Below are 26,009 nucleotides of genomic sequence, written 5' to 3'. Positions count from 1 at the left end.
CCGATGGACGTCGATCAGGGCGAGTCGATCCGCTTCTGGCAAACCGCGCCGCTGGCCGGGGTCGAGTTACTGTCCGCGCGCTATATCGAACACCGCTTCGCACCCCATGTGCACGATGGTTATGTGATCGGCATGATCATGGCCGGTGCCCAGCGCTATCGCTATCGCGGCGTCGAACACCTGGCTGGCAGCGGCACCTTGGTGTTGATCAATCCGGATGAACTGCATACAGGCCACAAAGGCACCGAGGATGGTTGGCTGTACCGGGCGTTTTATCCCGACAGCGGGCAGTTACTGTCGTTGCTGGCCGAACTGGAATTGCCGACCCATCACTTGCCCATGTTTGGCGCCACGCTGTACCGCGACCCGGACCTGGTGAAGGGTTTTTGCCAACTGCATCGTTTGCTGGAAAGTCCGTCCACGGCACTGCAACAGCAAACGGTCTGGCGGGAAATGATGTTGTCGTTGCTGCAACGACACGCGGCCGTGCCGATTGCCGGCCAACCCGGCAAGGAGCACCGCGCCGTGACACGGGCCAAGGAATTGCTGCATGCGCAATTGGCGGCGCCACCGTCTCTTGAAGAGCTGGCGGCGGCGGTGAATCTTTCGCCTTTTCACTTTGCCCGGGTGTTTCGCCGAGCCACCGGCATGCCGCCGCACACCTGGCTGATGCAACAACGCATCGCCCAGGCCCGGGCGCTGTTGCAGAACGGTTGTTTGCCGCTGGAAGTGGCCACGCAATTGGGGTTTGCCGACCAGAGTCACCTGAGCCGGCAGTTCAAGCAGGTTTACGGGGTGGGACCGGGGGCGTATCGAAGTGCCCGACTGTTTTGAATCGCCTGATACCCCTGTGGGAGCGAGCTTGCTCCCACAGGGATTCGGGGTTATTCGCCGATGGCGATGCCGTGTGCGGGATCGTTGATCCACTCGCTCCACGACCCGGCATACAACGCCCCCAACGGATAACCCGCCAGGCACAGTGCAAACAGGTTATGGCAAGCCGTCACCCCGGAACCGCAGTACGCCACCAGATCGGTCGGCGAACGATCCCCCAGTTTCTCGGCAAAACGCTGCTTGAGCTCATCAGCCGGTAAAAATCGCCCATCGCCGCCGAGGTTGTCGGTAAACGCCGCACATTGCGCCCCCGGAATGTGTCCGGCAATCGGATCAATCGGCTCCACTTCACCTTTGAAACGCGGCAAGGCACGAGCATCCAGTAACGTCAGCGCGGGTTGACCGAGGCGTTTCTGAAGCTGTTCAGCACTGAGGATCAACGCGTTATCCGGCGTCCCGCTGAAGGTGCCCCGTTTGGTGTCGCACGCATCCAGACTCAGCGGCAAACCCGCCGCATGCCAGGCCTTGAGCCCGCCATCCAGAATGAACACGCCGTCACGCTTGCCCAGCCATGCCAGCAACCACCAGGCCCGCGCCGCAAAAGCACCGGGGCCGTCATCGTACAAAACCACTTCGCTGTCGGCGTTGATGCCCCAGGCTTGCAAGCGCTCGATCAAGTCATCCGCTTCAGGCAGCGGATGACGCCCGGTCACGCCCTTGACCACCGTCCCGCTCAAATCACGCTCGAGATCGGCAAACTTCGAACCGGCGATGTGCCCTTCGGCATAACTACGCTGGCCGTAATCCGGGTCTTCGAGGGCAAAACGACAATCGAGAATCACCAACCCCGGCTGGTCCTTTTTCAGGTCCAGTGCTTGCGGGCTGATCAGTTGCGCAATGGGCATAGCGGGCTCCTGTGACTAAGTCGGTGTTCGATCCTACTGCACTTCTTCAAGGGCTTGGGCCAACGGCACGTAAAACTCTTCGTACAGCGCATTGACCGCATCACGCGCCTGATCCGTGACGAAACCGGCTTCAAGCACCAACACCTGATACACACCTCGTTTAATGGCTTGTTCACTCAGGTGATTGGAGTTTTCCCGCGTGGTGCACAGGAACCGCACCCAGGACGTCAGGATGATCCACGCGTTCAGCGTCAGGGACTCGATCTGGACCTTATCCATTTGCAGGATGCCGGCCTCGACGAAACCCGCGTAGATGTGCGTGCCATGGATCAGGCAGCGCTGGGAAAACCGTCGGTAACGGGCAGCCAATTCCGGATCGCTGTCGAGCAAGTGCTCAAGATCGCGATGCAAAAACCGGTAGCGCCACATCGCCGCCAGCAGCTCCTGAAGGTAGAAGCGCTTGTCGTCCACCGTCGACGCACGCCCCTGAGGCGGGCGCAGGAAGCTGTCCACCAGGCTTTCGTACTCACTGAACAACACGGCGATGATCGCCTGCTTGTTGGGGAAGTGGTAGTACAGGTTGCCCGGTGAAATTTCCATGTGGGCAGCAATGTGGTTGGTGCTGATGCTGCGCTCACCCTGCTGATTGAACAGCTCCAGGCTGTTCTGCACGATGCGCTCGCTGGTTTTGATCCGAGGGGCCATGGCTTGAGCTTTAATTCAGAGTGCGATGACAGGCATCTTACGACCTATCCGCGAGTGGATAAAACAAAGCTGTTCCAGGATGCCATTTGACTTTCTAGAGCATAGACTCTAAAAAGTCACTCATTACAATAAATCCGGAGCCGACAATGACTGCTGACATCGCCTACCTTCAGAACTTGAATCAGCCTCTGGAAGCAATGCAGGCCCTGTTCGACGCCCAACGCGCCGCCTACGCCGCCAACCCGATGCCGCCGGCCGCCCAGCGCCAGCAATGGCTCAAAGCCTTGCGCGATCTATTGAGCAGCGAGCGCCAGGCACTGATCGAGGCGATCAGCCAGGACTTCAGTCACCGCAGCGCCGATGAAACCCTGCTCGCCGAACTGATGCCCAGCCTGCACGGCATTCATTACGCCAGCCAGCACCTCAAAGGCTGGATGAAGGCCTCGCGGCGCAAGGTGGGCATCGCTTTTCAACCGGCGGCGGCCAAAGTCGTTTACCAACCGTTGGGCGTGGTCGGCGTGATCGTGCCTTGGAACTACCCGCTGTACCTGGCCATCGGTCCATTGGTGGGCGCGCTGTCGGCCGGCAATCGGGTGATGCTCAAACTCAGCGAATCGACCCCGGCCACCGGTTTGCTGCTCAAGGAATTGCTCGCCCGGGTCTTTCCTGAAGACCTGGTGTGCGTGGTGTTGGGCGAATCCGATGTCGGTGTCGCGTTCTCCCGCCTGCGTTTCGATCACTTGCTGTTCACCGGCGCCACCAGCATCGGCAAACACGTGATGCGTGCGGCGGCCGAGAACCTCACCCCGGTAACCCTCGAACTCGGCGGCAAGTCCCCAGCCATCGTGTCCCATGACGTGCCGCTGAAAGACGCCGCCGAACGCATCGCCTTCGGTAAAACCCTGAACGCCGGGCAAACCTGCGTGGCTCCGGACTACGTGTTGGTGCCCGAAGACCGTATCGATGGTTTCGTCGAAGCCTATCGTCAGGTGGTTCGCGGGTTTTATCCGACGCTGGCTGACAACCCTGACTACACCGCCATCATCAACGAGCGGCAACTGGCGCGTCTCAACGGCTACATCAGCGATGCCACGAGCAAAGGGGCACAGTTGATTCCGCTGTTCGACCAGGGTCAGGGCCGACGCATGAGCCACAGCCTGCTGCTTGACGTCACCGACGATATGACCGTGATGCAGGACGAAATTTTCGGCCCGCTGCTGCCGATCGTGCCGTACAAGCATCTGGATGAGGCCTTTGCCTACATCAACCAACGCCCTCGCCCATTGGCGCTGTACTACTTCGGCTACGACAAACGCGAACAGAACCGCGTGCTCCACGAAACCCACTCCGGCGGTGTCTGCCTCAACGACACGCTGCTGCACGTCGCTCAGGACGACATGCCATTCGGTGGCATCGGTGCGTCGGGCATGGGCCATTACCACGGCCATGAAGGCTTCCTGACCTTCAGCAAGGCCAAAGGGGTGTTGATCAAGCAGCGCTTCAATGCTGCGAAGCTGATCTACCCGCCGTACGGAAAATCCATTCAGAAACTGATCCAGAAGCTGTTCATCCGCTAACGCTCACCACCACCGGGTAACAACAATAATGAGCCCAAGCCTGTCCGATACACCCGCGCTGTCACGGCGCGGCCTGCTGAAATTCAGCCTCGGCGCCAGCGCCTTCCTGGCCACCGCCGGGTTGGGCGCAAGCCTCAGCGGCTGCTCGTCGAGCACCGCAGCGAACGGCTTCGTGATCCTGCGCAGCGGCGACCTGCTGTTTTTGCGCGCACTGACTCCGGTGATGCTCGAGGGTGCGGTCGCTGCCGAGAAAATGCCGGCATCGGTCGACCAGACCTTGCACAGCCTGGATAACAGCCTGAATCACCTGTCGCCGGAAATGCTCAAGCTGACCCAGCAACTGTTCGATGTGCTGGGGATGGCCGTGACGCGCGGACCGCTGACCGGGATCTGGGGCAGTTGGGAAAATGCCAGTGCTGATGAGATCCGGCACTTTCTCGATCGCTGGGAAAACAGTTCGTTGAGCCTGTTGCGCATGGGCCATAGCTCGCTGCAGCAACTGGTGATGATGGCGTGGTACACCCGGGCGGAGTCTTGGGTGCATTGTGGGTATCCCGGGCCGCCTACGGTTTGAGACCGAGTCGACGCCATCGCGGGCAAGCCACGCTCCCACAGGGCTTGAGGCGAGCCATCCTTTTGTGAACAACCCAAAACCTTGTGGGAGCCGGGCTTACCCGCGAAGGCGTCAGCCGCCTCATCACCGCCAATAAAAACAACAAGAGAACCTGAGAATGCCTGTACCCGACCCGTTCCGAGAAGGCCTGTCCCGTGGCTGGAAAACCTACAACGGCGCGCAATTGACCCAAGACCTGACCCTCGAAGCGGACGTCGCGATCATCGGCAGCGGTGCCGGCGGCGGCACCACGGCGGAAATCCTCAGCGCGGCCGGCTACAAAGTGCTGCTGATCGAAGAAGGCCCGCTCAAGACCAGCAGCGACTTCAAGATGCTCGAAGACCAGGCTTACACCAGCCTCTATCAGGAAGGCATCGGGCGCATGAGCAAGGATGGCGCAATCACCATCCTCCAGGGCCGCGCAGTAGGCGGCACCACGCTGATCAACTGGACTTCGAGCTTTCGCACGCCTACTCCGACACTCGAACACTGGGCCAGCGAACACGATGTTAAAGGTCACTCGCCTGCCGACATGGCACCGTGGTTCGAGAAAATGGAACAACGCCTCGGCGTGGCGCCGTGGAGGGTGCCGCCCAACGCCAACAACGACGTGATCCGCAAAGGCTGTGAAAAACTCGGCTACAGCTGGCACGTCATCCCGCGCAACGTGCGCGGCTGCTGGAACCTCGGCTACTGCGGCATGGGCTGTCCGACCAACGCCAAGCAATCGATGCTGGTCACGACCATTCCGGCGACGCTGGAGAAAGGTGGCGAGCTTCTGTACCTGGCTCGCGCCGAAAAACTGTCGATCAAGGATGGCAAAGTCACTGGCCTGCAATGCGTGGCGATGGACGACCGTTGCGTCGCGCCGACCGGGCGCACGATCACGGTCAAGGCGCGCCATTACGTACTGGCCGGCGGCGGGATCAACAGCCCCGCGTTGCTCCTGCGTTCTGATGCGCCGGATCCGCACAAACGTCTGGGCAAGCGCACGTTCCTGCATTTGGTGAACATGTCCGCCGGGCTGTTCGACGAGGTGATCAACCCGTTCTACGGCGCGCCACAGTCGATCTATTCCGACCATTTCCAATGGCAAGACGGCACCACCGGCAAGATGGCCTACAAACTCGAAGTCCCGCCGCTGCACCCGGCGCTGGCGACGACCCTGCTGGGCGGCTTCGGCAAGGAAAACGCCCAGCACATGGAGCACCTGCCCCATACCCACGCCATGCTCGCGTTGTTGCGCGACGGTTTCCACCCGGACAGCCCCGGCGGCAGCGTCGAACTGCGCGGCGACAATACGCCGGTGCTCGACTATCAGGTCTCGCCCTACGCGTGGGACGGTTTGCGCCGAGCCTTCCACAGCATGGCCGAAATCCAGTTTGCCGGGGGGGCCAATGCAGTGATGCCGATGCACGCCGATGCCCGCTACGTGAAAACCCTGGCTGAAGCGCGCACGCTGATTGATGGCTTGAGCCTTGAGTTGTATCGCACACGCCTGGGCAGCGCCCACGTGATGGGTGGTTGTGCGATGGGCGAAGACCCGAAAAACGCCGTGACCGACAGCCTCGGCCGTCATCACCAGCTGAGCAATCTGTCGATCCATGACGGCTCGCTGTTTCCCACCAGCATTGGCGCAAACCCGCAATTGTCGGTGTACGGGCTGACAGCACAACTGGCCACTGCCCTGGCCGAACGTTTGAAAAACCCATGAAAAGGGAGAATATTCGTATCGTCTTTAGTGCTTTCTTACCCAACAGGCGACTTGGCCGACCGGGAAGGCTGCGATACCATCCGACTCCCCAACGGACTCCCGCCAGGACGACGCGATGAACCGAGTGTTGTACCCAGGTACCTTCGACCCTATTACCAAGGGCCATGGCGACTTGGTCGAACGCGCCGCGCGCCTGTTCGATCATGTGATCATTGCCGTCGCCGCCAGCCCCAAGAAAAATCCGTTGTTTCCTCTGGAACAGCGTGTGGAGCTGGCCCGCGAGGTCACTAAACATCTGCCGAACGTTGAAGTCGTCGGTTTCTCGACGCTGCTCGCGCATTTCGCCAAAGAGAAGAACGCCAACGTGTTCCTGCGTGGTTTGCGTGCGGTCTCGGATTTCGAATACGAATTCCAGCTGGCCAACATGAACCGTCAGCTGGCGCCGGATGTGGAGAGCCTGTTTCTTACGCCTTCCGAGCGTTATTCGTTCATTTCCTCAACGCTGGTCCGTGAAATCGCGGCGCTGGGCGGTGATATCACCAAGTTCGTCCACCCTGCGGTGGCGGACGCTCTCACCGAGCGCTTCAAGAAGTAAAGACCGCTCAAGCGGCGCCCGCGTGCACTGCGGGCGCCAATGCGGCACAATTGCGCGCATTGGTTTATTGCGCCCGGGCCTGTCGCCCTGGCTGGAGTTAGCATGTCCCTGATCATCACCGACGATTGCATCAACTGCGACGTCTGCGAACCCGAGTGCCCGAACGCCGCCATTTCCCAAGGCGAAGAGATCTACGTCATCGACCCGAACCTGTGCACGCAGTGTGTCGGCCACTACGATGAACCTCAGTGCCAGCAAGTGTGCCCGGTGGATTGCATTCCGCTGGACGAAGCGCATCCGGAGACTGAAGACGAGTTGATGGAGAAGTACCGGAAGATTACCGGCAAGGCTTGAGTCAGATAGTTTTGTAGAGCCTGTTCGGGCCTCATCGCGGGCAAGCCTGCTCCCACCGTGTTTCGTGTCGTACACAAAACCAATGTGGAGCGGGCTTGCCCGCGATGAGGCCATCAGCCACACCAAAGACGTAACCTTCACTTCCGCTGCTCAACCCCCTCGCCGACACACCCCAGACACCGCACAAACGCCGCTTTCGCCGGGTCAACCACCAACGCCTGCCCCGCATCGCCAACGCCGCCACCCAGCGCGGTAAACGGCAACGACACCACAAACACGCCAGCACCGATCACCGTCGCCACGACCAGCAACGGTCGGGCAATCAGCAAATCACCGATCATGGCGTACGCCGGGGGATTCTGGAGGGTGTAGAGCGGGTCGCCGCTGCCGCTCTCTGCCGCAAACGCGCCGGCATTGGCGCCCAGCAGGCAGACAACGACAAGGATTCGAAACAGGTTCATGGCACGGTCCTTATGCGAGGCAGTGAGAACACTGACTATAGACCGCGCGAGTTTTCAGCTCTGACAGCGAGGGCAAAAGACGCTGGCGCGCTGCCCGAGCTTCACATCCCGCAGCTCCGTGCCGCAGACCTTGCAGGGCTCATGGCCCCGGCCATACACGAACAGTTCCTGCTGGAAGTAACCCGGCTGGCCGTCACCGCCGATAAAGTCGCGCAACGTGGTGCCGCCGCGCTCGATGGCGGCGGCGAGGATGCGTTTGATCTCGATCGCCAGTTTCAAATAACGCGCCCGGGAAATGCTCTTGGCTTCGCGGCGCGGATCAATGCCGGCGGCGAACAGCGCTTCGGTCGCATAGATATTGCCAACGCCCACCACCACGGCGTTATCCATGATGAACGGCTTGACCGCCATGGAGCGTCCGCGAGACTGCTGGAACAGGCGCTCGCCATCGAACAGGTCGGTCAATGGCTCAGGCCCGAGGCGAATCAGTAATTCGTGGTTGAGCGGGTCAAGGCTCCAGAGCATCGCACCAAACCGTCGCGGATCGGTGTAACGCAGTGCCAGGCCGGATTCCAGCTCGATGTCCACATGCTCGTGCTTGGCCGCCGGCAGGCCGGCTTCCACCAGCCGCAAATTCCCCGACATGCCCAAATGGCTGATCAACGTGCCGACTTCGGCATTGATCAACAGGTACTTGGCGCGCCGTTCCACCAGCACGATGCGCTGCCCGGACAACCGCACATCAAGGTCTTCGGGAATCGGCCAGCGCAGCCGCCGGTCACGCACGATCACCCGGCTGACCCGTTGGCCTTCCAGGTGCGGCGCAATTCCGCGGCGGGTGGTTTCGACTTCCGGCAGTTCAGGCATGGTGCACTCGAATCAGGCTATCCGGCTCTCAGCGATGAGCGCCAAGGTCGCGAATGGTTTGCTTGAGCGTCTCGAAGTCGTAATCCGAGAGGCCGACATAGTCGAGCACCAGAGGCCCGATGCTGTTCCATTCGTGGTCTTCGTTCTGGTTGCCCAGCACTCGATAGGACGCACAAATGTGTTCGGCCATCTTGAGGATCGCCAGCAGGTTCTTCAGCTGGGCATTGCGCGACGACTCATCGCTGAAAATCGCCAACGCGTTGTGGTGATTGGCGATTGCGGCGGTTACGTGGTCCGGCAGGCGCCAGGATTTGGCGGTGTAATAACCGACCACGGCGTGGTTGGTGTTGAACACGCGGTTCTCGGTGTCCACCACCCGGCATTCGGCGCTGGCGTTGGCATATGCCTCTTCCAGAACCGTCATGTAGTTGGGGAAACGCTGCAGCATCAGCGGCACACCGCAATCGTGGAACAGGCCCAGCGCGTACGCTTCGTCGCCGGCCTGGGCACCAATGCGCTTGGCCAGCGTCAGGCAGGTCATTGCCACATCCTGAGCCGTGTCCCAGAAGCGGTTCAAGGTGACGATGGTGTCGTCATTCATCTCGCCCTTGATCGACTGGGCGTTGATCAGGTTGATGATTGAACGGCTGCCCAGCAGGTTCACCGCCCGCTGGATCGAAGCAATCTTGTTGCTCAAGCCGTAATACGGCGAGTTGACGATCTTCAGCAAGGCGCCAGAAAGGCCCGGGTCTTGGGAGATCAGCTTCGCGATCACTTCCAGGTCCGGGTCGGGCATGTACTGCTCCATCTGCAAATCCACCATGATTTGCGGCTGGGCGGGCACGCTGATGCCTTGCAGGGACTGTTGGATCTGTTCGGTAGTCAGCTCTTGGGACATAAGTACACACTCTGGGCCAGGCGCAGATTCTAGCTTCTAAAAGTTGGATCCGACACCTTGGAGGGCGCATCTGCTGAAGTTTCATCTTTGGCGCGACCTTCACCGCATGTCCATCCACCAAACCGTGGCCTTGCGCAACACGCTATACTCCCGCTCTTTTTTCCGGAGCGACGTCATGTCCCTGCCTAGCCTGCGCCTCAAAGCCAACGCCGACCGTCGCCTGCGAAACGGCCACTTGTGGGTCTACAGCAACGAAATCGATGTCGCCGCCACCCCATTGCACGGCTTCAAGGCCGGTGATCAGGCGATCCTCGAAGCCGCCGGCGGCAAACCGCTGGGCATTGTTGCCATGAGCCCGAACAACCTGATCTGCGCCCGCCTGCTGTCGCGCGACATCAAGTTGCCGCTGGACAAGTCGTTGCTCGTCCACCGTATCAACGTCGCCCTGTCGCTGCGCGATCGCCTGTTTGACAAGCCGTTCTATCGCCTGGTCTACGGCGATTCCGACCTGCTGCCAGGCCTGGTGGTCGACCGTTTTGGCGACATCCTCGTGGTGCAGATCGCCTCGGCGACCATGGAAGCCCATAAAGAAGACGTGATCGCCGCGTTGACCCAAGTGCTCAAGCCAAGCGGCATTCTGTTCAAGAACGACTCCGCCGCCCGTGATGCCGAAGGCCTCAACCGCTACGTCGAAACCGTGTTCGGCCTGGTGCCGGAGTGGGTAGCGCTGGAAGAAAACGGCGTGAAATTCGAAGCACCGGTCATGCAAGGCCAGAAAACCGGCTGGTTCTACGACCACCGCATGAACCGTGCACGCCTGGCCCCGTATGCCAAAGGCAAACGCGTACTGGACCTGTACAGCTACATCGGTGGCTGGGGTGTACAAGCGGCCGCCTTCGGCGCCAGTGAAGTGTTCTGCGTCGACGCGTCGGCCTTCGCCCTCGACGGCGTCGAGCGTAACGCCGCGCTGAACGGTTTCGCCGACAAAATGACCTGCATTGAAGGCGACGTGTTCGAAGCCCTCAAAGAGCTGAAAGCCAGCGAAGAACGTTTCGACGTGATCGTGGCCGACCCGCCGGCGTTCATCAAACGCAAGAAAGACATGAAGAACGGCGAAGGCGCCTACCGTCGCCTGAACGAGCAAGCCATGCGCCTGCTCAGCAAAGACGGCATCCTGGTGAGCGCTTCGTGCTCGATGCACCTGCCCGAAGATGACCTGCAAAACATCCTGCTGACCAGCGCGCGTCACCTGGACCGCAACATCCAGTTGCTGGAGCGCGGCGCTCAGGGCCCGGATCATCCGGTTCACCCGGCCATCGCTGAAACCCGCTACATCAAGAGCATCACCTGCCGCCTGCTGCCAAACAGCTGATCACGCCGGTTTGACGGGGAGCCCATCGGCTCCCCGTTCTATTACTCGATATTAATTTCTACAACTTCCTACACTTGCAATCCTTGCGACTTGCAGGACATTTCTCTGTGCTTTGCACTTTGGAGAATATGCCTTACAAAATTCAGGTGTCATTTCGATTGATCCGACAGAATAACTAGAACATTCCTACTCAATCTCTCCTTGATAAGAATTCATTACCAACTATGATTGAGTTGTCACATTGAAGTGACGCTCATTATCAATGACAAGGAGTTACAAACATGAAAGCAATTACTCTGGAAGCAAACACCATCGCCAACCTGGCTTTTCTGGTTGCGCCGAAAGCCCGCTAAGTAAATGAAGCGCTGGGGAGTGCCGGCTACCCAGCGTTCTCTAAGAAAAACCCCAGAGTGAACCGCCCATCATGCAGATAAACCCTTATCTCTTCATACTTCCGCGTACGCCCGATCAAATAGTATGGGATTATAAAAATCACAAACAGTACGAACTGGATCTTGACTATTCAACCCGACTGGCAGAACTGACCAACAACCCGAACAAGTTCAATCACAACAACAGTATAGACACCCAACTTCTCGAAGCAGGAATACTCACAACATCACCCCCCACTCATATTGAATGGGGCTGGGATGATCTGTCGAAAATATTCCATATCGGCACCAAGAACATCCCTTGCCAACATACCCCACAAGATATTCATGAATGGTCCAGAGAATATCTGAACCATTGCAGCGAAGTACTGGCCACACCGCCCCCGGACACCCGTCTGGCGGAACGTCTGGCAGACGAAAAGATTTCATTGCCGAAACCTGGATGCCTGCCGCAAAGCACTCTGGCAAATACCCTGATTGACCGAAAAACCTGCCGAACCTTCACCGGCGAGCCCCTCTCACTCGAAGCGGTCAGCACGTTGCTCTACTTGTCCCTCGGTTACTTGCGAGAACGTGAGGACGACGTCGACGAAAGCATCGCCGAAGGACTTGGCGCCCGCCGCACCAGCCCCTCCGGGGGTGGGCTAAACGCCTGTGAAGGCTTCCTGCTCGTACAAAACGTCAGCGGCCTGAAACCTGGGCTCTATGCCTACCATCCAAGCGAACATGCGTTGAGCTTCGTCAACCCGCTGCCAGGTCGACCGCTGGGGCAACTGCTGTGCGGGCAACACTTCATCAATAACCTGCCGGTGGGCCTGTTCATCACCAGTCGATTCGACAAACTGTGGTGGAAATATGAACACTCACGCGCCTATCGAATGGCCTACGTTGAAGCCGGGCATATTTCCCAGACCTTTCAGTTGGTGGCCACCTCGCTCGGCTTTAACACCTGGCTGACCGGCGCCCTGACCGATGATCAGGTCGAGACGCTGCTCGGCCTCAATGACAGCGCAGAACAGCCTTTGTTTTTTGTCGGTTGCGGCAACAGCGACGGGGACGTGCTGTGCAAGGAACTGAAAACGTTGCTGAACCGAAAGGCCCCGCAATCATGACCGACACCCGCCTTGAACAGGCAACACTTCCCACTGGCTGGGCCGATCGCTTTACCCTCGGCGACTGGGATAACCGCGCCGCGGTGCGAACCAGCAAACACACCTATTTATTGCCGCCCGATATTGAACAGCAACTGGAAACCCGGCATTGGTTCCCGCCCGCCTTCCTGCCGTATTTGAACCACCCGGCCGTCAAAGACGAGGGCCGGGCGATCACTCATCGACTGTCGGCCAATCATCTGGTGTATTTCCTCGACTACACCACCTTGCTCGAACACCGTATCGTTAATCGATCTGTCGAAACCATCGTCCATGAAGAACTCGGTGTGAGCATTCCCCCGCGGATGAAAAACGCTGCGCTGCAGCTCTACACCGACGAGGGCTATCACGCCCTCTTTTCCAATGGCCTCGCCGAGCAGATTGCCGCGTTCTACGGCATGTTCGATCGGCCCGTCATGCCGCAGCGAATCACCCGGCTGCACGCCCTGCTCGAGCGCACACCTGACAAGCACAAGCCGCTGGCCTGGTTCCTCACCGGTTTCGTCTCCGAGACAATCATCGCCAAGGATCTGCTCGACATCTGTCGCGATGCGTTGGTGGACGGCGTTCAGGAAATGCTCAGGGACCACCTCGCCGACGAGGCGCGACACAGTCGCTATTTCTGCGAAGTGTTCCATTATCTGTGGCTGCACCTGACCAGCGCCCAACGCCTGTTCTGCGCGGGTCTGCTCCCGGAGCTCATTCGGGTTTTCTTTGAGATCGATGAGCATTGGCTGAGGGCAAGCTTTCGCGGTGTCGGCCTCAGGGAGACAGTCTGCCTGGAAATCACTGAAGGACTGTCCGATGCGCATGCCACTCTGCAACGGACCCGTTCGGGCGCCAGCGCGACCCTGAGCGCCCTGAAAAACGCCGGGTTCTTCGACCTGCCTTACAACCGGAAACTCTTCACCAAAGCCGGGCTTCTTGATGAATAGTGTTATCGACGCAACCCAGGTCAAAGAAAGCCGGGCCATGGTCATTCTGTTGATGGCCATGACGCTGCTTGCTGTTTTCCCCCTCGACGTCGTGCTTCCTTCCTTTCCCGCGCTCTCCGACCACTTCCGCACTACGCCTGTCGATATAGCGTTGTCCGTCAGCCTCTTTGCCATCGGCCTGGCGTTTTCACTGCTGCTGATCGGACCGCTGTCCGACAGGTTCGGCCGCAAAAAACTGCTGCTAGGGGGAATTGCTCTGGCTGCCCTGGGTGCAACAGGTTGTCTGCTCGTCAGCGATTACGCCTGGTTTCTGTTCTTTCGCGTTATACAGGCGATGGGCTGCGGGTCGTTTGCTTTGTCACAGGCACTGGTCCAGGACCTGTTCTTCGGCCGCGAACTGGAACGACTGCGAATCTGGATGGCAACCGCCGGCGGGATATTCATTTCCAGTTCGCCGCTGATCGGCACTTGGCTACAGTTGCATGTGGGCTGGCAGGGCAGTTTTTATGTGTTCATCGGCCTGGCCATTATTGTCTGGTTGAGGTCCTGCTTCCTGCTGAAAGAAAGCCGTAGCAGTGTTCCATCGCCCCGGCGAATCTTCGGCGCTTATTGGCTGCTGCTTGGCGACATCCGCTTTACGGGTTACTGGCTGATATCCGGTCTCGCCTTCGCCTGCCATTTCTCGTTCATTGTCATTTCCCCACTCCTGTTCATGGAGCACCTGAAGCTTTCCGCCTATCAGTTCGCCTGGGCGCTGTTGCTGTACGGCGTCGCGTATGTGGTCGGCGGAATTATCGCCAGCCTCCTGCATCGCCATATGGAGGGCGACAGGCAAATCAATATCGGCTTGGGCCTGATTGCCCTCTCGGGCCTGGTGATGCCATGGCTGGTCTGGCAGTTTGGCCTGTCCGCCGCCACGGTGCTGATTCCCATGCTGATCTGTACTGCCGGCACCACCATTTGCCGCCCCATCGCCAACTCCAGGGCGATGAGCCTCTACCCCCAATACGCGGGTACCGCGACCTCGGCCGGCAGCCTGCTGATTTTCATGTGTGGCGGCTTGATCAGCGCCGTGATCAACCTGGCCAGCGCCTACCTGACCACGGCCCTGGCCGTGTGCTTTTTGATTTTGAGTGCGGTGGGTATCGGCCTGAACGCCCTGATCAGTCGCCGCTAACTGCGCATCAGGGCAACATGCCGACAACCCTGTCCACACGTCTTGTCAGCACTATCTCCAAAGCGGCAGCCATTCCCTCCTGACGCCAGCCGTGTAGAATCGCGACATTCATCGCCAGTCATCCCCCGGCGGGTTTATGAGCTCAAGCTGAAGCGCGCGGCGATCCCGCAAAGTTATCGGCAACTTCCGGACACACGGCCATTTCTGAGTGTTCCAGACGTCAATAGAAGCTCACTTCCCTTTTGATAACTGATTAACCGCCCGGAGTGCTTCATGCCTGATTACCGCTCGAAAACATCCACCCACGGTCGCAACATGGCCGGCGCCCGCGCACTGTGGCGCGCCACGGGGATGAAAGATGACGACTTCAAAAAGCCGATCATCGCCATTGCCAACTCCTTCACCCAGTTCGTACCGGGCCACGTCCACCTCAAGGACCTGGGCCAACTGGTCGCCCGCGAAATCGAACGCGCCGGCGGTGTAGCCAAAGAATTCAACACCATCGCCGTGGATGACGGCATCGCCATGGGCCACGACGGCATGCTGTATTCGCTGCCGAGCCGGGAGATCATCGCCGACTCCGTCGAGTACATGGTCAACGCCCACTGCGCCGACGCCATCGTCTGCATCTCCAACTGCGACAAGATCACCCCTGGCATGTTGATGGCGTCCCTGCGCCTGAACATCCCGGTGATCTTCGTGTCCGGCGGCCCGATGGAAGCCGGCAAGACCAAACTGGCCAGCCACGGTCTCGACCTCGTCGACGCCATGGTGATCGCCGCCGACTCCAGCGCTTCTGACGAGAAAGTCGCTGAGTACGAGCGCAGCGCCTGCCCAACGTGCGGTTCGTGCTCCGGCATGTTCACCGCCAACTCAATGAACTGCCTGGTCGAAGCCCTGGGCCTGGCGTTGCCGGGCAACGGTTCGACCCTGGCCACCCACAGCGACCGTGAGCAATTGTTCCTGCAGGCCGGGCGCACCATCGTCGAGCTGTGCAAGCGTTATTACACCGAGAACGACGAGTCGGTACTGCCGCGCAACATCGCCAACTTCAAGGCGTTCGAAAATGCCATGACGCTGGACATCGCCATGGGCGGTTCCACCAACACCATCCTGCACTTGCTGGCCGCGGCCCAGGAAGCCGAGATCGATTTCGACCTGCGCGACATCGACCGCCTGTCCCGTCACGTGCCGCAACTGTGCAAAGTCGCGCCGAACATCCAGAAGTACCACATGGAAGACGTGCACCGTGCCGGCGGGATCTTCAGCATCCTCGGCTCCCTGGCCCGTGGCGGCCTGTTGCACACCGACCTGCCGACCGTGCACAGCAAGACCCTGGCCGAAGGCATTGCCAAGTGGGACATCACCCAGACTGACGACGAAGCGGTGCATCACTTCTTCAAGGCCGGCCCGGCAGGCATTCCGACGCAAACCGCGTTCAGTCAGTCGACCCGTTGGGAAACCCTCGACGACGACCGTGAAAACGGCTGCATCCGCAGCGTCGAGCACGCTTACTCGAAAGAAGGCGGCCTGGCCGTCCTCTACGGCAACATCGCATTGGATGGCTGCGTAGTGAAAACCGCGGGCGTCGACGAGTCGATCCACGTCTTCGAAGGCAACGCGAAGATCTTCGAAAGCCAGGACAGCGCCGTACGCGGCATCCTCGCTGACGAAGTGAAGGCCGGCGACATCGTGATCATTCGTTACGAAGGCCCGAAAGGCGGCCCGGGCATGCAGGAAATGCTGTACCCGACGTCTTACCTGAAATCCAAAGGCCTGGGCAAAGCCTGCGCCCTGCTCACCGACGGCCGCTTCTCCGGCGGCACCTCGGGCCTGTCCATCGGCCACGCTTCGCCAGAAGCAGCAGCGGGCGGTGCGATTGGCCTGGTGCAGGACGGCGACAAAGTGCTGATCGACATTCCAAACCGCTCGATCAACCTGTTGATCAGCGACGAAGAAATGGCCGGGCGTCGTGCCGAGCAAGATCAGAAAGGCTGGAAGCCTGTGGAAAAACGTCCACGCAAGGTGACCACCGCACTGAAAGCCTACGCCCTGCTGGCGACCAGCGCCGACAAGGGTGCTGTACGTAACAAGGCGATGCTCGACGGGCTGTAAGCGTCAATCGCAGAAATAAAAATGCCCCGCCAAGTGCGGGGCATTTTTTTGACCACGATCCCCCCAAACACTGGAGATCAACGGTGGGAACTGGCTTGCCTGCGATGCGGACAACTCGGTCTATCTGACTAACCGCGTCGAGACTATCGCAGGCAAGCCAGCTCCCACATGGACCGTGCGTTTACCTTTACTGGATCTCTTCCGGTTTCACGATCACCCAGTTCTTGTCCGCCGTAACCTCAAGCCCTTCCTTGGCCTGGGCCGCCGCATTCTTGGCCATCATGCCGTTAATCTGGGTCATGTATTTGTCCTTGCGGTTAACCCACAAGTGAATGCCACCCTTGGCCACGTCGACGCTGTGGAACAGCATGTAACCATCGCTGCTCGGGGTGTCGCCGCCAACCAGGACCGGTTTTTTCCACTCATCGATGTAAGTCAGGATCGCTGCTTGCTTACCCGCCATCCAGGTCGCAGGGGTCCACAGGTACGGGGTCAGTTCAAGGCCAAGGTTAGCCTTCTCGTCATACTTGCCGGCGGTGATCTGCTTGCGCGCGGTGGTCAGCTCGCCAGACTTCGGATCCTTCAGCAGCAGGCTCACGCCGATGACGTTCTGCGGTTTGACGTTGTAGCCGTACTTCGGATCGGAAGCGACCATGCGCACCAGCTCTTCGGAGGCGGCGGTCATCACATAGACCTCGATGCCGTTCTCCATCAGCTTGTTGTACAGCTCAGCCTGGCCGGTGAAGACTTTCGGCGGGTTGACGTCGAGTTTCTTGACCACATCACCGTCGTAGTAAGTAGCCGGCACCGGTTTGCCGGACGCCATCAGCTCGTCGACATAACCTTTGAGTTCTTTAAGGGTGAAGCCGGAGAACACTTGCGCAACCCATGGGTAGCACACCATGTCGTCAATTTCGCAGAGGCGGTAGTAGTAGCTGAACAGGCTTTCCTTGTGGTCAGCAGTGTCCTTGAACGGAATCAGTTTCAGGGAAGGGTCGAGTTTGTCGCGGGTGATCAGGCCCTTGTTCTCCATATAGGGCAGCAACGACTCTTCGAGGTCGTAGCGGTAACTGGTGTTGTCCATGTCGAACACCGCGTAGTTACCTTTGTTGGCGTTGGCGGCAATCATTGCATCCAGCGCCTTGGCCTGATCGGCTGGCCAGTGTTTCAAATCGGTGGCGAATGCCTGGCCCGCAAGGCCCAGGCAAATGGCTGCAGCCAGCATTTTTGGTATGAATTTCATCGACGACTCTCCCTGAATGTGAAAGACATCGACGCTAACAAATAAGTGTGACAGTCCTCGTCTGTCAGCGACCGTTACCGTACCCATCGCGCCAGCTGCATCCCCGACAGCGACACCGGCTTATTCCAAAAACGACAGTTCACCTCTGATTTTGGTATTAATTCATTAGATATCAAGCTGTTAGGCTTTCCGGTTCGCGGCTGCCCCGGAAGGTAGCTGGCACATGTCTGATCGGAGTTTTTATGAATCTGCCGCTGATCCTCAATCTGCTGGTGTTCCTTGCCCTGCTTTTTGGCCTGGCACAAACCCGCCACACCACCTGGAGCCTGGCAAAAAAAGTCCTGCTCGCCCTGGTGTTGGGCGTGGTGTTTGGTGTGGCGCTGCACACCGTTTATGGCGCCGGCAATCCGGTCCTGAAAGCCTCGATCGGCTGGTTCGATCTGGTGGGTAACGGTTACGTGCAGTTGCTGCAAATGATCGTGATCCCGCTGGTGTTCGCCTCGATCCTCAGCGCCGTGGCCCGTCTGCACAATGCGTCGTCATTGGGCAAGATCAGCTTCCTGACCATTGGCACGCTGCTGTTCACCACCGCCATCGCGGCGTTGATCGGCATCGGTCTGACCAACCTGTTTGGCCTGACCGCCGAAGGCCTGGTGGCCGGCACCCAGGAAATGGCGCGCCTGCAAACCATCCAGACCGACTACGCCGGCAAGGTAGCGGAGCTGAACGTGCCGCAGCTGTTGCTCTCGTTCATCCCGCAAAACCCGTTCGCCGATCTGGCGCGCGCCAAACCGACCTCGATCATCAGCGTGGTGATTTTTGCGGCTTTCCTCGGCGTCGCCGCCTTGCAATTGCTCAAGGATGACGTCGAGAAAGGTCAGAAAGTGATCAACGCCATCGACACCCTGCAAGCCTGGGTGATGCGTCTGGTGCGCCTGGTGATGAAACTGACCCCGTACGGCGTGCTGGCGCTGATGACCAAAGTGGTCGCCGGTTCCAACCTGCAAGACATCATCAAGCTCGGCAGTTTTGTCGTGGTGTCCTACATCGGCCTGGGTCTGATGTTTGTGGTCCATGGTCTGCTGGTGTCGGCGGCCGGGATCAACCCGTTGCGGTTCTTCCGCAAAGTCTGGCCGGTGCTGACGTTTGCGTTCACCAGCCGCTCGAGCGCGGCGACGATTCCGTTGAGCATCGAAGCACAGACCCGCCGTTTGGGTATTCCGCAATCCATCGCCAGCTTCGCCGCGTCGTTCGGAGCGACCATTGGCCAGAACGGCTGTGCCGGTCTGTACCCGGCGATGTTGGCGGTGATGGTCGCGCCGACCGTGGGCATCAACCCGCTGGACCCGCTATGGATCGCGACGTTGGTAGCGATCGTGACGCTGAGTTCGGCCGGTGTGGCGGGTGTGGGCGGCGGGGCGACATTCGCCGCGTTGATCGTGTTGCCGGCGATGGGCTTGCCGGTGTCACTGGTGGCGTTGCTGATTTCGGTCGAACCGCTGATTGACATGGGACGCACGGCGCTGAACGTCAGTGGATCGATGACGGCGGGGGCGATTACCAGCCAGATCATGCAGCAGACGGATAAAGAATTGCTGGATGCGGATGAGCATTCGGAGTTGGCTCACGCTTAAGTCTTCATCAACAGGACCGGCCCCATCGCGGGCAAGCCCGGCTCCCACAGGGATCAGCGGTGCTCACACATTGTGTGTTTCACCTCAAACCCCTGTAGGAGCCGGGCTTGCCCGTGATGCTTTTAGGCTTTTTCCCAGACTTCGAAACGGTAAGCAGGCTTGTCGCCTTCCGCTGGATTTTGAACGAAGGTAGTTTGTTCCCAGTTGTAAGGACTAATCTCTGGAAACCAAGCATCCCCTTCAGGATTTAGATCCACGCGAGTCAAATACAGACGATCTGCATGCGGTAGCGCCTGCTCATACAGTTGCGCACCACCAATCAACATCAGTTCCTGCGCCCCTTGTTCGAGTGCCCACTCTTCAGCACGAGCCACTGCAGCCTCAAGCGATGGATAAACTTCCGCTCCTTCCAGCCGCAGATCTACTTGCCGGCTAACCACAATGTTTAATCGACCGGGTAATGGACGACCAAGGGAATCCCAAGTCTTGCGCCCCATAATGATCGGCTTACCGAGGGTCGTAGTTTTGAAATACTTGAAATCCCCCGGCAAGTGCCAGGGCATGCTGTTGTTGACGCCAATCACTCGGTTTTCGCCAAGTGCCGCGATCAGACATAAAGGAAGAGTATTGTTCATTCGAGTGAGGATACCAGAGGCTCAACATCCCGCAACTTACCCCGACCAGCGCCACAGCGGTTATGCTCACGACTCAATCTAAGCGACGGGATGCCGCGTGACTGAGCTGAACAACCTCTGGCTGACCGAAACCGTGCGCCTGCGTGAAGAACACGCCGGCCCGCTGGAAGACACGGAAGCCAACCGACTGGCCCGAAGTGCTGGTGGTGACTTGCCGACACGGATTCAACGGCGGGCCGTGTGGCTGGCCGAACGCGATGGTTTGGCCAACGCCCTGCAACACTGGCTGCAAGGTGCGCGACTGGCGCTGATCGTGATGGCGGTGCTGGCCGTGGTGAGCGGTGCCGGTCTGGCTTTCGCCGCGATGGGTGACGGGCAAACCCCGGTGAATGTGTTCTGGGCCCTGGGCAGTCTGCTCGGGCTGAACCTGATTCTGTTACTGAGCTGGGCGCTGGGCCTGATGTTCGCGGGTGAACACGGCGCCACCCTCGGGCGCTTATGGTTGTGGCTCAGCGAAAAACTCGCCCGCGACGCCAAAGCCGCGCAACTGGCCCCGGCCCTCCTGCTGTTATTGCAACGGCACAAACTCAATCGCTGGGCGGTCGGTACGCTAATCAACGGTTTGTGGCTGCTGGCGATGCTCAGCGCCTTGGCGATTCTGCTGACGCTGATGGCGACCCGACGCTACGGCTTCGTCTGGGAAACCACCATTCTGAGCGGCGACACCTTCGTCGCCATGACTCAGGCCCTCGGCGCGCTCCCGGCCCTGCTCGGCTTCAGCGTGCCTACCGTGGAAATGATCCGCGCCAGCGGCGATGCCGCGCTGAACATCGAAAGTGCTCGACAGGCCTGGGCCGCCTGGCTGGTTGGCGTCCTGTTGATCTACGGTGTGCTGCCGCGTTTGCTGCTGATGCTGTTTTGTCGGTGGCGCTGGAAAACCGGCCAGGCAAAACTGCATCTGGACCTGAACCTGCCCGGCTACGCCCAGTTGCGCGAGCGATTGATGCCCACCAGCGAACGCCTGGGCATCAGCGACGCCGCACCGGAGAAACTGCATCGCGTCGAAAGCGGTGTCACCGACCAGCAAAGCGACGGTGCCCTGCTGGTCGCCATCGAACTCGATGACCAACGCCCGTGGCCACCGCAATTGCCGAAGACCGTGGGCAACGCCGGAATACTCGACAGCCGTGAATCGCGCCACCGACTCCTCGAACAATTGAGCCGCTTTCCGCCCGCACGCCTGCTCATCGCTTGCGACCCGCGGCGCTCGCCGGACCGCGGCAGCCTGGCGCTGATCGCCGAACTGGCGCGCAATGCTGCCGCCACTCGCGTCTGGCTGCTGCAAGCGCCACCCGGCGAAGCGCTGGACGCCGAACGGCTGGGTGACTGGCACGTCGCATTGCAGCAACTGGAGTTGCCGTTCGCCGATTGTGCGCCGATGAACTGGCTGGAGACCGGTCATGAGTAACGCCTGGAAGGCCCCGTTGAAGCTCGCTGTGGTTGGCCACACCAACGTAGGCAAAACCTCATTGCTGCGCACCCTGACCCGCGATGTCGGCTTCGGCGAAGTGTCCCATCGTCCCAGCACCACGCGTCACGTCGAAGGCGCACGCTTGTCGGTGGAGGGCGAGCCGCTGCTCGACCTCTACGACACCCCCGGCCTCGAAGACGCCATCGCCCTGCTCGACTACCTCGAACGCCTGGAGCGTCCCGGCGAACGCCTCGACGGCCCGGCGCGCCTGGCGCGATTCCTTGAGGGCAGCGAAGCCCGGCAGCGCTTTGAGCAGGAAGCCAAAGTGCTGCGGCAACTGCTCACCTGCGACGCCGGCCTCTACGTGATCGACGCTCGCGAACCGGTGTTGGCCAAGTACCGCGACGAACTGGAAGTGCTGGCCAGTTGTGGCAAGCCGCTGCTGCCGGTGCTGAATTTTGTCAGCAGCGCCAACCACCGCGAGCCGGATTGGCGTGAAGCGTTGGCGCGTTTGGGCTTGCATGCACTGGTGCGTTTCGACAGCGTCGCACCGCCGGAGGATGGCGAACGTCGCCTCTATGAAAGCCTCGCGCTGCTGCTGGAAAATTCCCGTGAACAGCTTGAACGCTTGATCGCCGATCAACAGGCCCAGCGCCTCGCCCGTCATCAGAGTGCAGTCCGGTTGATTGCCGAATTGTTGATTGATTGCGCCGCCTGCCGACGCAGCGTCGCCAGCGATGCAGAGCAGGAACGGCACGCCATCAGCGAACTGCACAAAGCCGTGCGCCAGCGCGAACAACGCTGCGTTGAAGCGCTGCTCAAGCTTTACGCCTTTCGCCCACAGGATGCGGCGGCCAGTGATTTACCGCTGCTCGATGGCCGTTGGGGCGATGATTTGTTTAACCCGGAAACCTTGAAACAGCTGGGTGTACGGGTCGGCAGCGGGATCGCCGCTGGCGCGGCAGCCGGGGCCGGGGTCGACTTGCTGGTGGGCGGCCTGACCCTGGGTGCGGCAGCATTGGCCGGCGCGATTGCCGGTGGCGCACTGCAAACCGCGCGCAGCTATGGCAGCCGGTTAATCGGCAAGATCAAAGGCCAGCGAGAACTGACCATCGATGACAGCGTATTGCGGTTGTTGGCGTTGCGTCAGCGTCAGTTGTTGCAGGCGCTGAACGCGCGCGGGCATGCGGCCATGGACAGCATTCAGGTCGCCACGCCCCAGGACAAGACCTGGCGCGAAGGCAAGTTACCCGAGGCACTGAACAAGGCGCGGGCGCATCCGCAGTGGTCGTCGCTGAATCCACAGGTGAAGTTGAATCAGGCGCAAAGGCAGGAGCAGGTAGAGGTATTGGCGCAGCAGTTGTGAGCCTTGATGCCTGGGGTGTTTGGGCGGCCCCTTCGCGAGCAGGCTCGCGCCCACATGGGAATGCGTTCCCCCTCTAGGAGTGAGCCTGCTCGCGATGGCAGCCACCTGGTCATGAGGCTCTACTCCGCCAACAGTCGCGCCGCCTTTTCTTTCAAGAGACGAAGATCCATCACCGGTACGCCCATGCCCTTGGCCAACTCATCCCACTGACGCATGCGCAAACTGACCTCGCACAGAGGGTCCTGTTCGAAGGCTTCGGCCTCAGCCGGTGTCATCACGCCACCCTGATACTCCAACGTGCGACGGCTGGCCTCACTCAAGCGCTCGTAGTACCCCGGCTCTTTGAGCGTCAGATAACGCTTGGCCTGCACGTGGTATTCCACCAGTCGCGCCATGCGTTCGCCGAAACCGGCACGGCGCAGGTAATCGGCACCTAGTCGTTCGTGGCTGACCACGCCAAAGCCGCCCATGTTCTCGGCGCTTTCGGCGCAGATGTGCCCGATGTCGTGAAAAAAAGCAGCCAACACCACTTCATCATCGAAGCCTTCGGCCATCGCCAATTGTGCGGCCTGAGACATGTGCTCGATCTGCGACACCGGTTCGCCGATGTAGTCGCTGTCGCCAAAACGCTCGTACAGACCGAACACGTCGGCAATCACCTGTTCGTGGTTGCTCATCAACGCTCTCCCAACAAAGTCGCCACATTACGTTCAGCCAATGCGGGCCCGACACTCATACCGACGCCGGTGTGCATCAGCGCCACGCTCAATCCCGGTGCCGGACGCAGGAACGAAAACGGCCCCGGCCCCCGTGAACCATAGACACCCTGCCAGCGTTCGACCACTTGCACCTTGCAGCCCAGCGTCTGTTCGGCCAGTTCGATCATCCAGTCGTCCACTTGCTCGGCGTTGAACGGCGACGGATCGCTGCCGTAATGGTGGGAGTCGCCGATGATCAATTCGCCGTACGGCGTCGGGCTGATCAGCAGGTGAATGCCGTTGTCATGCAGGTGCGGCTCGTCTCGCAGAATTTGCGCCTGCACCGCCGCCGCTTCCGGCAGATCGGCAAAGGCGCCGTAATGCACGCAACTCAAACCGGTGAGCAACGCGTGTTGCAGGTTGAGGTTGATCTGCGGGCGGGCGCGAAGCATTTGCAGGCGACAGATTTGCGGGTTGAGTGCTGCAATCTGTTCGGCCAGCAACGTCTGATAATCGTGGCCGGAACAGACGATGATCTGCTCGGCGCTGAAAGTGCCGGCGGTGCTGTGCAAGCGGCCCGGTTCGATGTCGCGGACCAGGGTCGAAAAGTGAAAGGTCACGCTGAGTTCGCGGCGCAGGTAGTCGATCAGCGCCGGAATGGCTTCGCGGGAATACAACTGCTGATCGTCCATCCCGTGCAACGCGGCGCGGTGATGGGTGAACTGGCCGCGGTACAGATCACGCAAGGCAGCGCCGCGCAGCAGTTCGACGCGGTAGCTGTGCTCCACGGCGCGACCGGCGCAGAACGCTTCCAGCAGGTGTTCTTCGGCTTCGGTGCGGGCGAACAGGTATGAGCCGTTGCGCTTGAGTTGCAGGCCGGCGAGTTGTGCCCATTGGCCCCAGATCTCGCGGCTGGCCTTGGCCAGTTCAAGCATCGGGCCCGGCGGCTGGCCGGTGACGAGGGCCTGGCCGAAGTTGCGCACCGAGGCGCCCAAGGGCGTTTCGCTGCGTTCGAAAACGGTGACTTTCAGACCGCGTCGGGCAGCGGCGTAAGCGTGGGACAGGCCGAGGATGCCGGCGCCTACGATCAGCAGGTCGTTGTGGTGTGTCATGGCGTAATCCCGCTTTTTGTGGCGAGGGAGCTTGCTCCCGCTGGGGCGCGTAGCGGCCCTGAAAATGGGCCTGCTGCGCAGTCCAACGGGAGCAAGCTCCCTCGCCACAGAATGTGAGTCGGTTACTTGGCAACCACTTTCTCGGACTTGCCGTCATAGCGCTTGCGCCATTCGGTCAGGATCTCGTCACGGTTCTTGGAAGCCCAGGCAAAGTCGTTCTTGATCAGACGCTGCTCATAATCCGCCGGCAATTCAGTCTGCGGCTTGGCGATACCCGGCTGAGCCAGTACCGCGAAGTTCTCTTTGTAGAGCTCCATCGCCGCAGGGCTTGCCGAGAAGTCAGCCAGTTTCTTCGCCGCCTCTTCATGCGGCGTGCCTTTGATCACAGCCGTTGCCTCGATCTCCCAGCCCAGGCCTTCTTTCGGCAGGATGATGTCCAGCGGTGCGCCTTGGCGCTTCAGCTGCACGGCCGGATATTCAAAGGAAATACCGATCGGGAATTCGCCGGCAGCCGCCAGTTTGCAAGGCTTGGAGCCGGAGTGAACGTACTGGCCGATGTTCTGGTGCAGGTCGTCCATGTACTGCCAGCCCTGCTTCTCGCCGAAGGTTTGCAGCCAGGCGCTGACGTCGAGGAAGCCGGTGCCGGACGAGGCCGGGTTAGGCATCACGATTTTGCCTTTGTACTCAGGCTTGGTCAGGTCTTGCCAGCTCACGGGTTTGCTCAGGCCCTGCTTCTCGGCTTCGACGGTGTTGAAGCAAATGGTCGCGGCCCAGACATCCATGCCGACCCAGGCGGGTGGGTTGGCGGCGTCGCGGTAGTTGCCGCCGATTTTGCCCAGGTCTTTCGGCGCGTAGCTTTGCAGCATGCCTTGCTGGTCGAGGATCGCCAGGCTCGAAGCGGCCAGGCCCCAGACGGCGTCGGCTTGTGGGCGAGCTTTTTCGGCCAGCAACTTGGCAGTGATGATGCCGGTGGAATCACGTACCCACTTGATCTCGACGTCCGGGTTGGTCTTTTCGAAAGCGGCCTTGTAAGCGGTCAACTGCTCGGCTTCGAGGGCGGTGTACACCGTCAACTCGGTTTTCGCCGCGAAGGCGTTCAGGCTAAAAGCGGAGAGAACAGCAGCGGCCAGGGCCAGGGGCTTGAACATGATCGTTTTCCTGTTTTTTGAGTTGAGGCTTGAGGGT

General features: G+C 60.0%; 24 protein-coding genes. 14 read left to right on the top strand and 10 right to left on the bottom strand.

Annotation, left to right across the window (positions count from 1 at the left end; genetic code table 11):
• Nucleotides 1–3 precede the first annotated feature (3 nt).
• Entirely contained in the window at nt 4–834 is an 831-nt protein-coding gene (locus D882_RS0129455; protein WP_027926541.1) for an AraC family transcriptional regulator, read from the top strand.
• A gap of 50 nt (nt 835–884) precedes the next feature.
• On the opposite strand, the gene D882_RS0129450 is transcribed toward D882_RS0129455, so the two are convergent.
• Together D882_RS0129450 and D882_RS0129445 are read right to left on the bottom strand one after the other, a co-directional pair.
• Entirely contained in the window at nt 885–1,739 is an 855-nt protein-coding gene (locus tag D882_RS0129450) for a sulfurtransferase (RefSeq protein ID WP_027926540.1), read from the bottom strand.
• A gap of 33 nt (nt 1,740–1,772) precedes the next feature.
• On the bottom strand, nt 1,773–2,444 hold the full coding sequence (locus D882_RS0129445; protein ID WP_027926539.1) for a TetR/AcrR family transcriptional regulator: 672 nt from the start codon (nt 2,442–2,444) through the stop codon (nt 1,773–1,775).
• A gap of 146 nt (nt 2,445–2,590) precedes the next feature.
• Here D882_RS0129445 and D882_RS0129440 point away from each other — a divergent pair, with 146 nt between their 5' ends.
• From D882_RS0129440 to D882_RS0129420, 5 genes are all read left to right on the top strand, one after another.
• Entirely contained in the window at nt 2,591–4,021 is a 1,431-nt protein-coding gene (locus tag D882_RS0129440; RefSeq protein WP_027926538.1) for a coniferyl aldehyde dehydrogenase, read from the top strand.
• A 28-nt stretch (nt 4,022–4,049) separates the two neighbouring features.
• A complete protein-coding gene (locus tag D882_RS0129435) occupies nt 4,050–4,595 on the top strand; it encodes a hypothetical protein (protein WP_027926537.1) in 546 nt (181 codons plus the stop codon).
• A gap of 157 nt (nt 4,596–4,752) precedes the next feature.
• Entirely contained in the window at nt 4,753–6,348 is a 1,596-nt protein-coding gene (locus tag D882_RS0129430; protein ID WP_027926536.1) for a GMC family oxidoreductase, read from the top strand.
• 115 nt (nt 6,349–6,463) lie between these two features.
• Nucleotides 6,464–6,943, top strand: a complete 480-nt coding sequence (coaD, locus tag D882_RS0129425; protein ID WP_007945531.1) for a pantetheine-phosphate adenylyltransferase — start codon at nt 6,464–6,466, stop codon at nt 6,941–6,943.
• A gap of 102 nt (nt 6,944–7,045) precedes the next feature.
• The gene (locus D882_RS0129420) at nt 7,046–7,297 is read left to right on the top strand and encodes a YfhL family 4Fe-4S dicluster ferredoxin (RefSeq protein WP_007945532.1); all 252 of its coding nucleotides are present in this window, start codon (nt 7,046–7,048) and stop codon (nt 7,295–7,297) included.
• Nucleotides 7,298–7,434: 137 nt separating this feature from the next.
• Here D882_RS0129420 and D882_RS0129415 read toward each other — a convergent pair whose 3' ends face one another.
• From D882_RS0129415 to D882_RS0129405, 3 genes are read right to left on the bottom strand one after another with little or no spacing between them, the layout of a single operon-like run.
• Entirely contained in the window at nt 7,435–7,758 is a 324-nt protein-coding gene (locus tag D882_RS0129415) for a hypothetical protein (protein WP_027926535.1), read from the bottom strand.
• A gap of 54 nt (nt 7,759–7,812) precedes the next feature.
• Nucleotides 7,813–8,625 (bottom strand): bifunctional DNA-formamidopyrimidine glycosylase/DNA-(apurinic or apyrimidinic site) lyase, encoded by an 813-nt coding sequence (mutM, locus tag D882_RS0129410; RefSeq protein ID WP_027926534.1) that lies wholly within the window; start codon nt 8,623–8,625, stop codon nt 7,813–7,815.
• Nucleotides 8,626–8,653: 28 nt separating this feature from the next.
• Complete coding sequence (locus tag D882_RS0129405) at nt 8,654–9,469, bottom strand: HDOD domain-containing protein (RefSeq protein ID WP_172825965.1); 816 nt, start codon at nt 9,467–9,469, stop codon at nt 8,654–8,656.
• A 229-nt stretch (nt 9,470–9,698) separates the two neighbouring features.
• On the opposite strand from D882_RS0129405, the gene D882_RS0129400 reads away from it, so the two are divergent.
• The 5 genes from D882_RS0129400 (at nt 9,699) to ilvD (ending at nt 16,665) form a co-directional block, all read left to right on the top strand.
• A complete protein-coding gene (locus D882_RS0129400; RefSeq protein WP_007945535.1) occupies nt 9,699–10,895 on the top strand; it encodes a class I SAM-dependent rRNA methyltransferase in 1,197 nt (398 codons plus the stop codon).
• 424 nt (nt 10,896–11,319) lie between these two features.
• The gene (locus D882_RS0129395) at nt 11,320–12,399 is read left to right on the top strand and encodes a SagB family peptide dehydrogenase (protein ID WP_027926532.1); all 1,080 of its coding nucleotides are present in this window, start codon (nt 11,320–11,322) and stop codon (nt 12,397–12,399) included.
• The gene (locus tag D882_RS0129390) at nt 12,396–13,373 is read left to right on the top strand and encodes a diiron oxygenase (RefSeq protein ID WP_027926531.1); all 978 of its coding nucleotides are present in this window, start codon (nt 12,396–12,398) and stop codon (nt 13,371–13,373) included. Before D882_RS0129395 ends, D882_RS0129390 begins: the two co-directional genes overlap by 4 nt.
• Nucleotides 13,366–14,550: an MFS transporter gene (locus tag D882_RS0129385; RefSeq protein WP_050590261.1), complete on the top strand. Its 1,185-nt coding sequence runs from the start codon at nt 13,366–13,368 to the stop codon at nt 14,548–14,550. Before D882_RS0129390 ends, D882_RS0129385 begins: the two co-directional genes overlap by 8 nt.
• Nucleotides 14,551–14,823: 273 nt before the next feature.
• Nucleotides 14,824–16,665, top strand: coding sequence for a dihydroxy-acid dehydratase (gene ilvD / locus D882_RS0129380; protein WP_027926529.1), 1,842 nt, complete (start codon nt 14,824–14,826; stop codon nt 16,663–16,665).
• A gap of 187 nt (nt 16,666–16,852) precedes the next feature.
• Here ilvD and D882_RS0129375 read toward each other — a convergent pair whose 3' ends face one another.
• Nucleotides 16,853–17,908, bottom strand: a complete 1,056-nt coding sequence (locus D882_RS0129375) for a phosphorylcholine phosphatase (protein WP_027926528.1) — start codon at nt 17,906–17,908, stop codon at nt 16,853–16,855.
• Between the two features lie 242 nt (nt 17,909–18,150).
• On the opposite strand from D882_RS0129375, the gene D882_RS0129370 reads away from it, so the two are divergent.
• Nucleotides 18,151–19,542, top strand: a complete 1,392-nt coding sequence (locus tag D882_RS0129370) for an L-cystine transporter (RefSeq protein WP_027926527.1) — start codon at nt 18,151–18,153, stop codon at nt 19,540–19,542.
• A gap of 122 nt (nt 19,543–19,664) precedes the next feature.
• Here D882_RS0129370 and D882_RS0129365 read toward each other — a convergent pair whose 3' ends face one another.
• Nucleotides 19,665–20,177: a dihydrofolate reductase gene (locus D882_RS0129365; protein ID WP_027926526.1), complete on the bottom strand. Its 513-nt coding sequence runs from the start codon at nt 20,175–20,177 to the stop codon at nt 19,665–19,667.
• Between the two features lie 97 nt (nt 20,178–20,274).
• On the opposite strand from D882_RS0129365, the gene D882_RS0129360 reads away from it, so the two are divergent.
• Entirely contained in the window at nt 20,275–21,645 is a 1,371-nt protein-coding gene (locus D882_RS0129360) for a DUF2868 domain-containing protein (RefSeq protein ID WP_027926525.1), read from the top strand.
• Nucleotides 21,638–23,014 carry a GTPase/DUF3482 domain-containing protein gene (locus D882_RS0129355; RefSeq protein WP_027926524.1) on the top strand — a complete coding sequence of 459 codons (1,377 nt, stop codon included), beginning with the start codon at nt 21,638–21,640 and terminating at the stop codon, nt 23,012–23,014. The genes D882_RS0129360 and D882_RS0129355 overlap by 8 nt, the downstream gene beginning before the upstream one ends.
• Nucleotides 23,015–23,133: 119 nt before the next feature.
• Here D882_RS0129355 and D882_RS0129350 read toward each other — a convergent pair whose 3' ends face one another.
• The 3 genes from D882_RS0129350 to D882_RS0129340 form a co-directional block, all read right to left on the bottom strand.
• A complete protein-coding gene (locus D882_RS0129350) occupies nt 23,134–23,691 on the bottom strand; it encodes a phosphonate degradation HD-domain oxygenase (protein WP_027926523.1) in 558 nt (185 codons plus the stop codon).
• Nucleotides 23,691–24,824: a TIGR03364 family FAD-dependent oxidoreductase gene (locus tag D882_RS0129345; RefSeq protein WP_027926522.1), complete on the bottom strand. Its 1,134-nt coding sequence runs from the start codon at nt 24,822–24,824 to the stop codon at nt 23,691–23,693. The genes D882_RS0129350 and D882_RS0129345 overlap by 1 nt, the downstream gene beginning before the upstream one ends.
• A gap of 122 nt (nt 24,825–24,946) precedes the next feature.
• Nucleotides 24,947–25,972, bottom strand: a complete 1,026-nt coding sequence (locus tag D882_RS0129340; protein ID WP_027926521.1) for a putative 2-aminoethylphosphonate ABC transporter substrate-binding protein — start codon at nt 25,970–25,972, stop codon at nt 24,947–24,949.
• Nucleotides 25,973–26,009 lie beyond the last annotated feature (37 nt).

Origin of the sequence: Pseudomonas sp. URMO17WK12:I12 (genome assembly GCF_000514395.1) — a bacterium.
Classification (GTDB): Bacteria; Pseudomonadota; Gammaproteobacteria; order Pseudomonadales; family Pseudomonadaceae; genus Aquipseudomonas; species Aquipseudomonas mucoides.
Note: the sequence above shows the minus strand (reverse complement) of the source record. Positions and strands in the feature narration are given on the sequence as shown.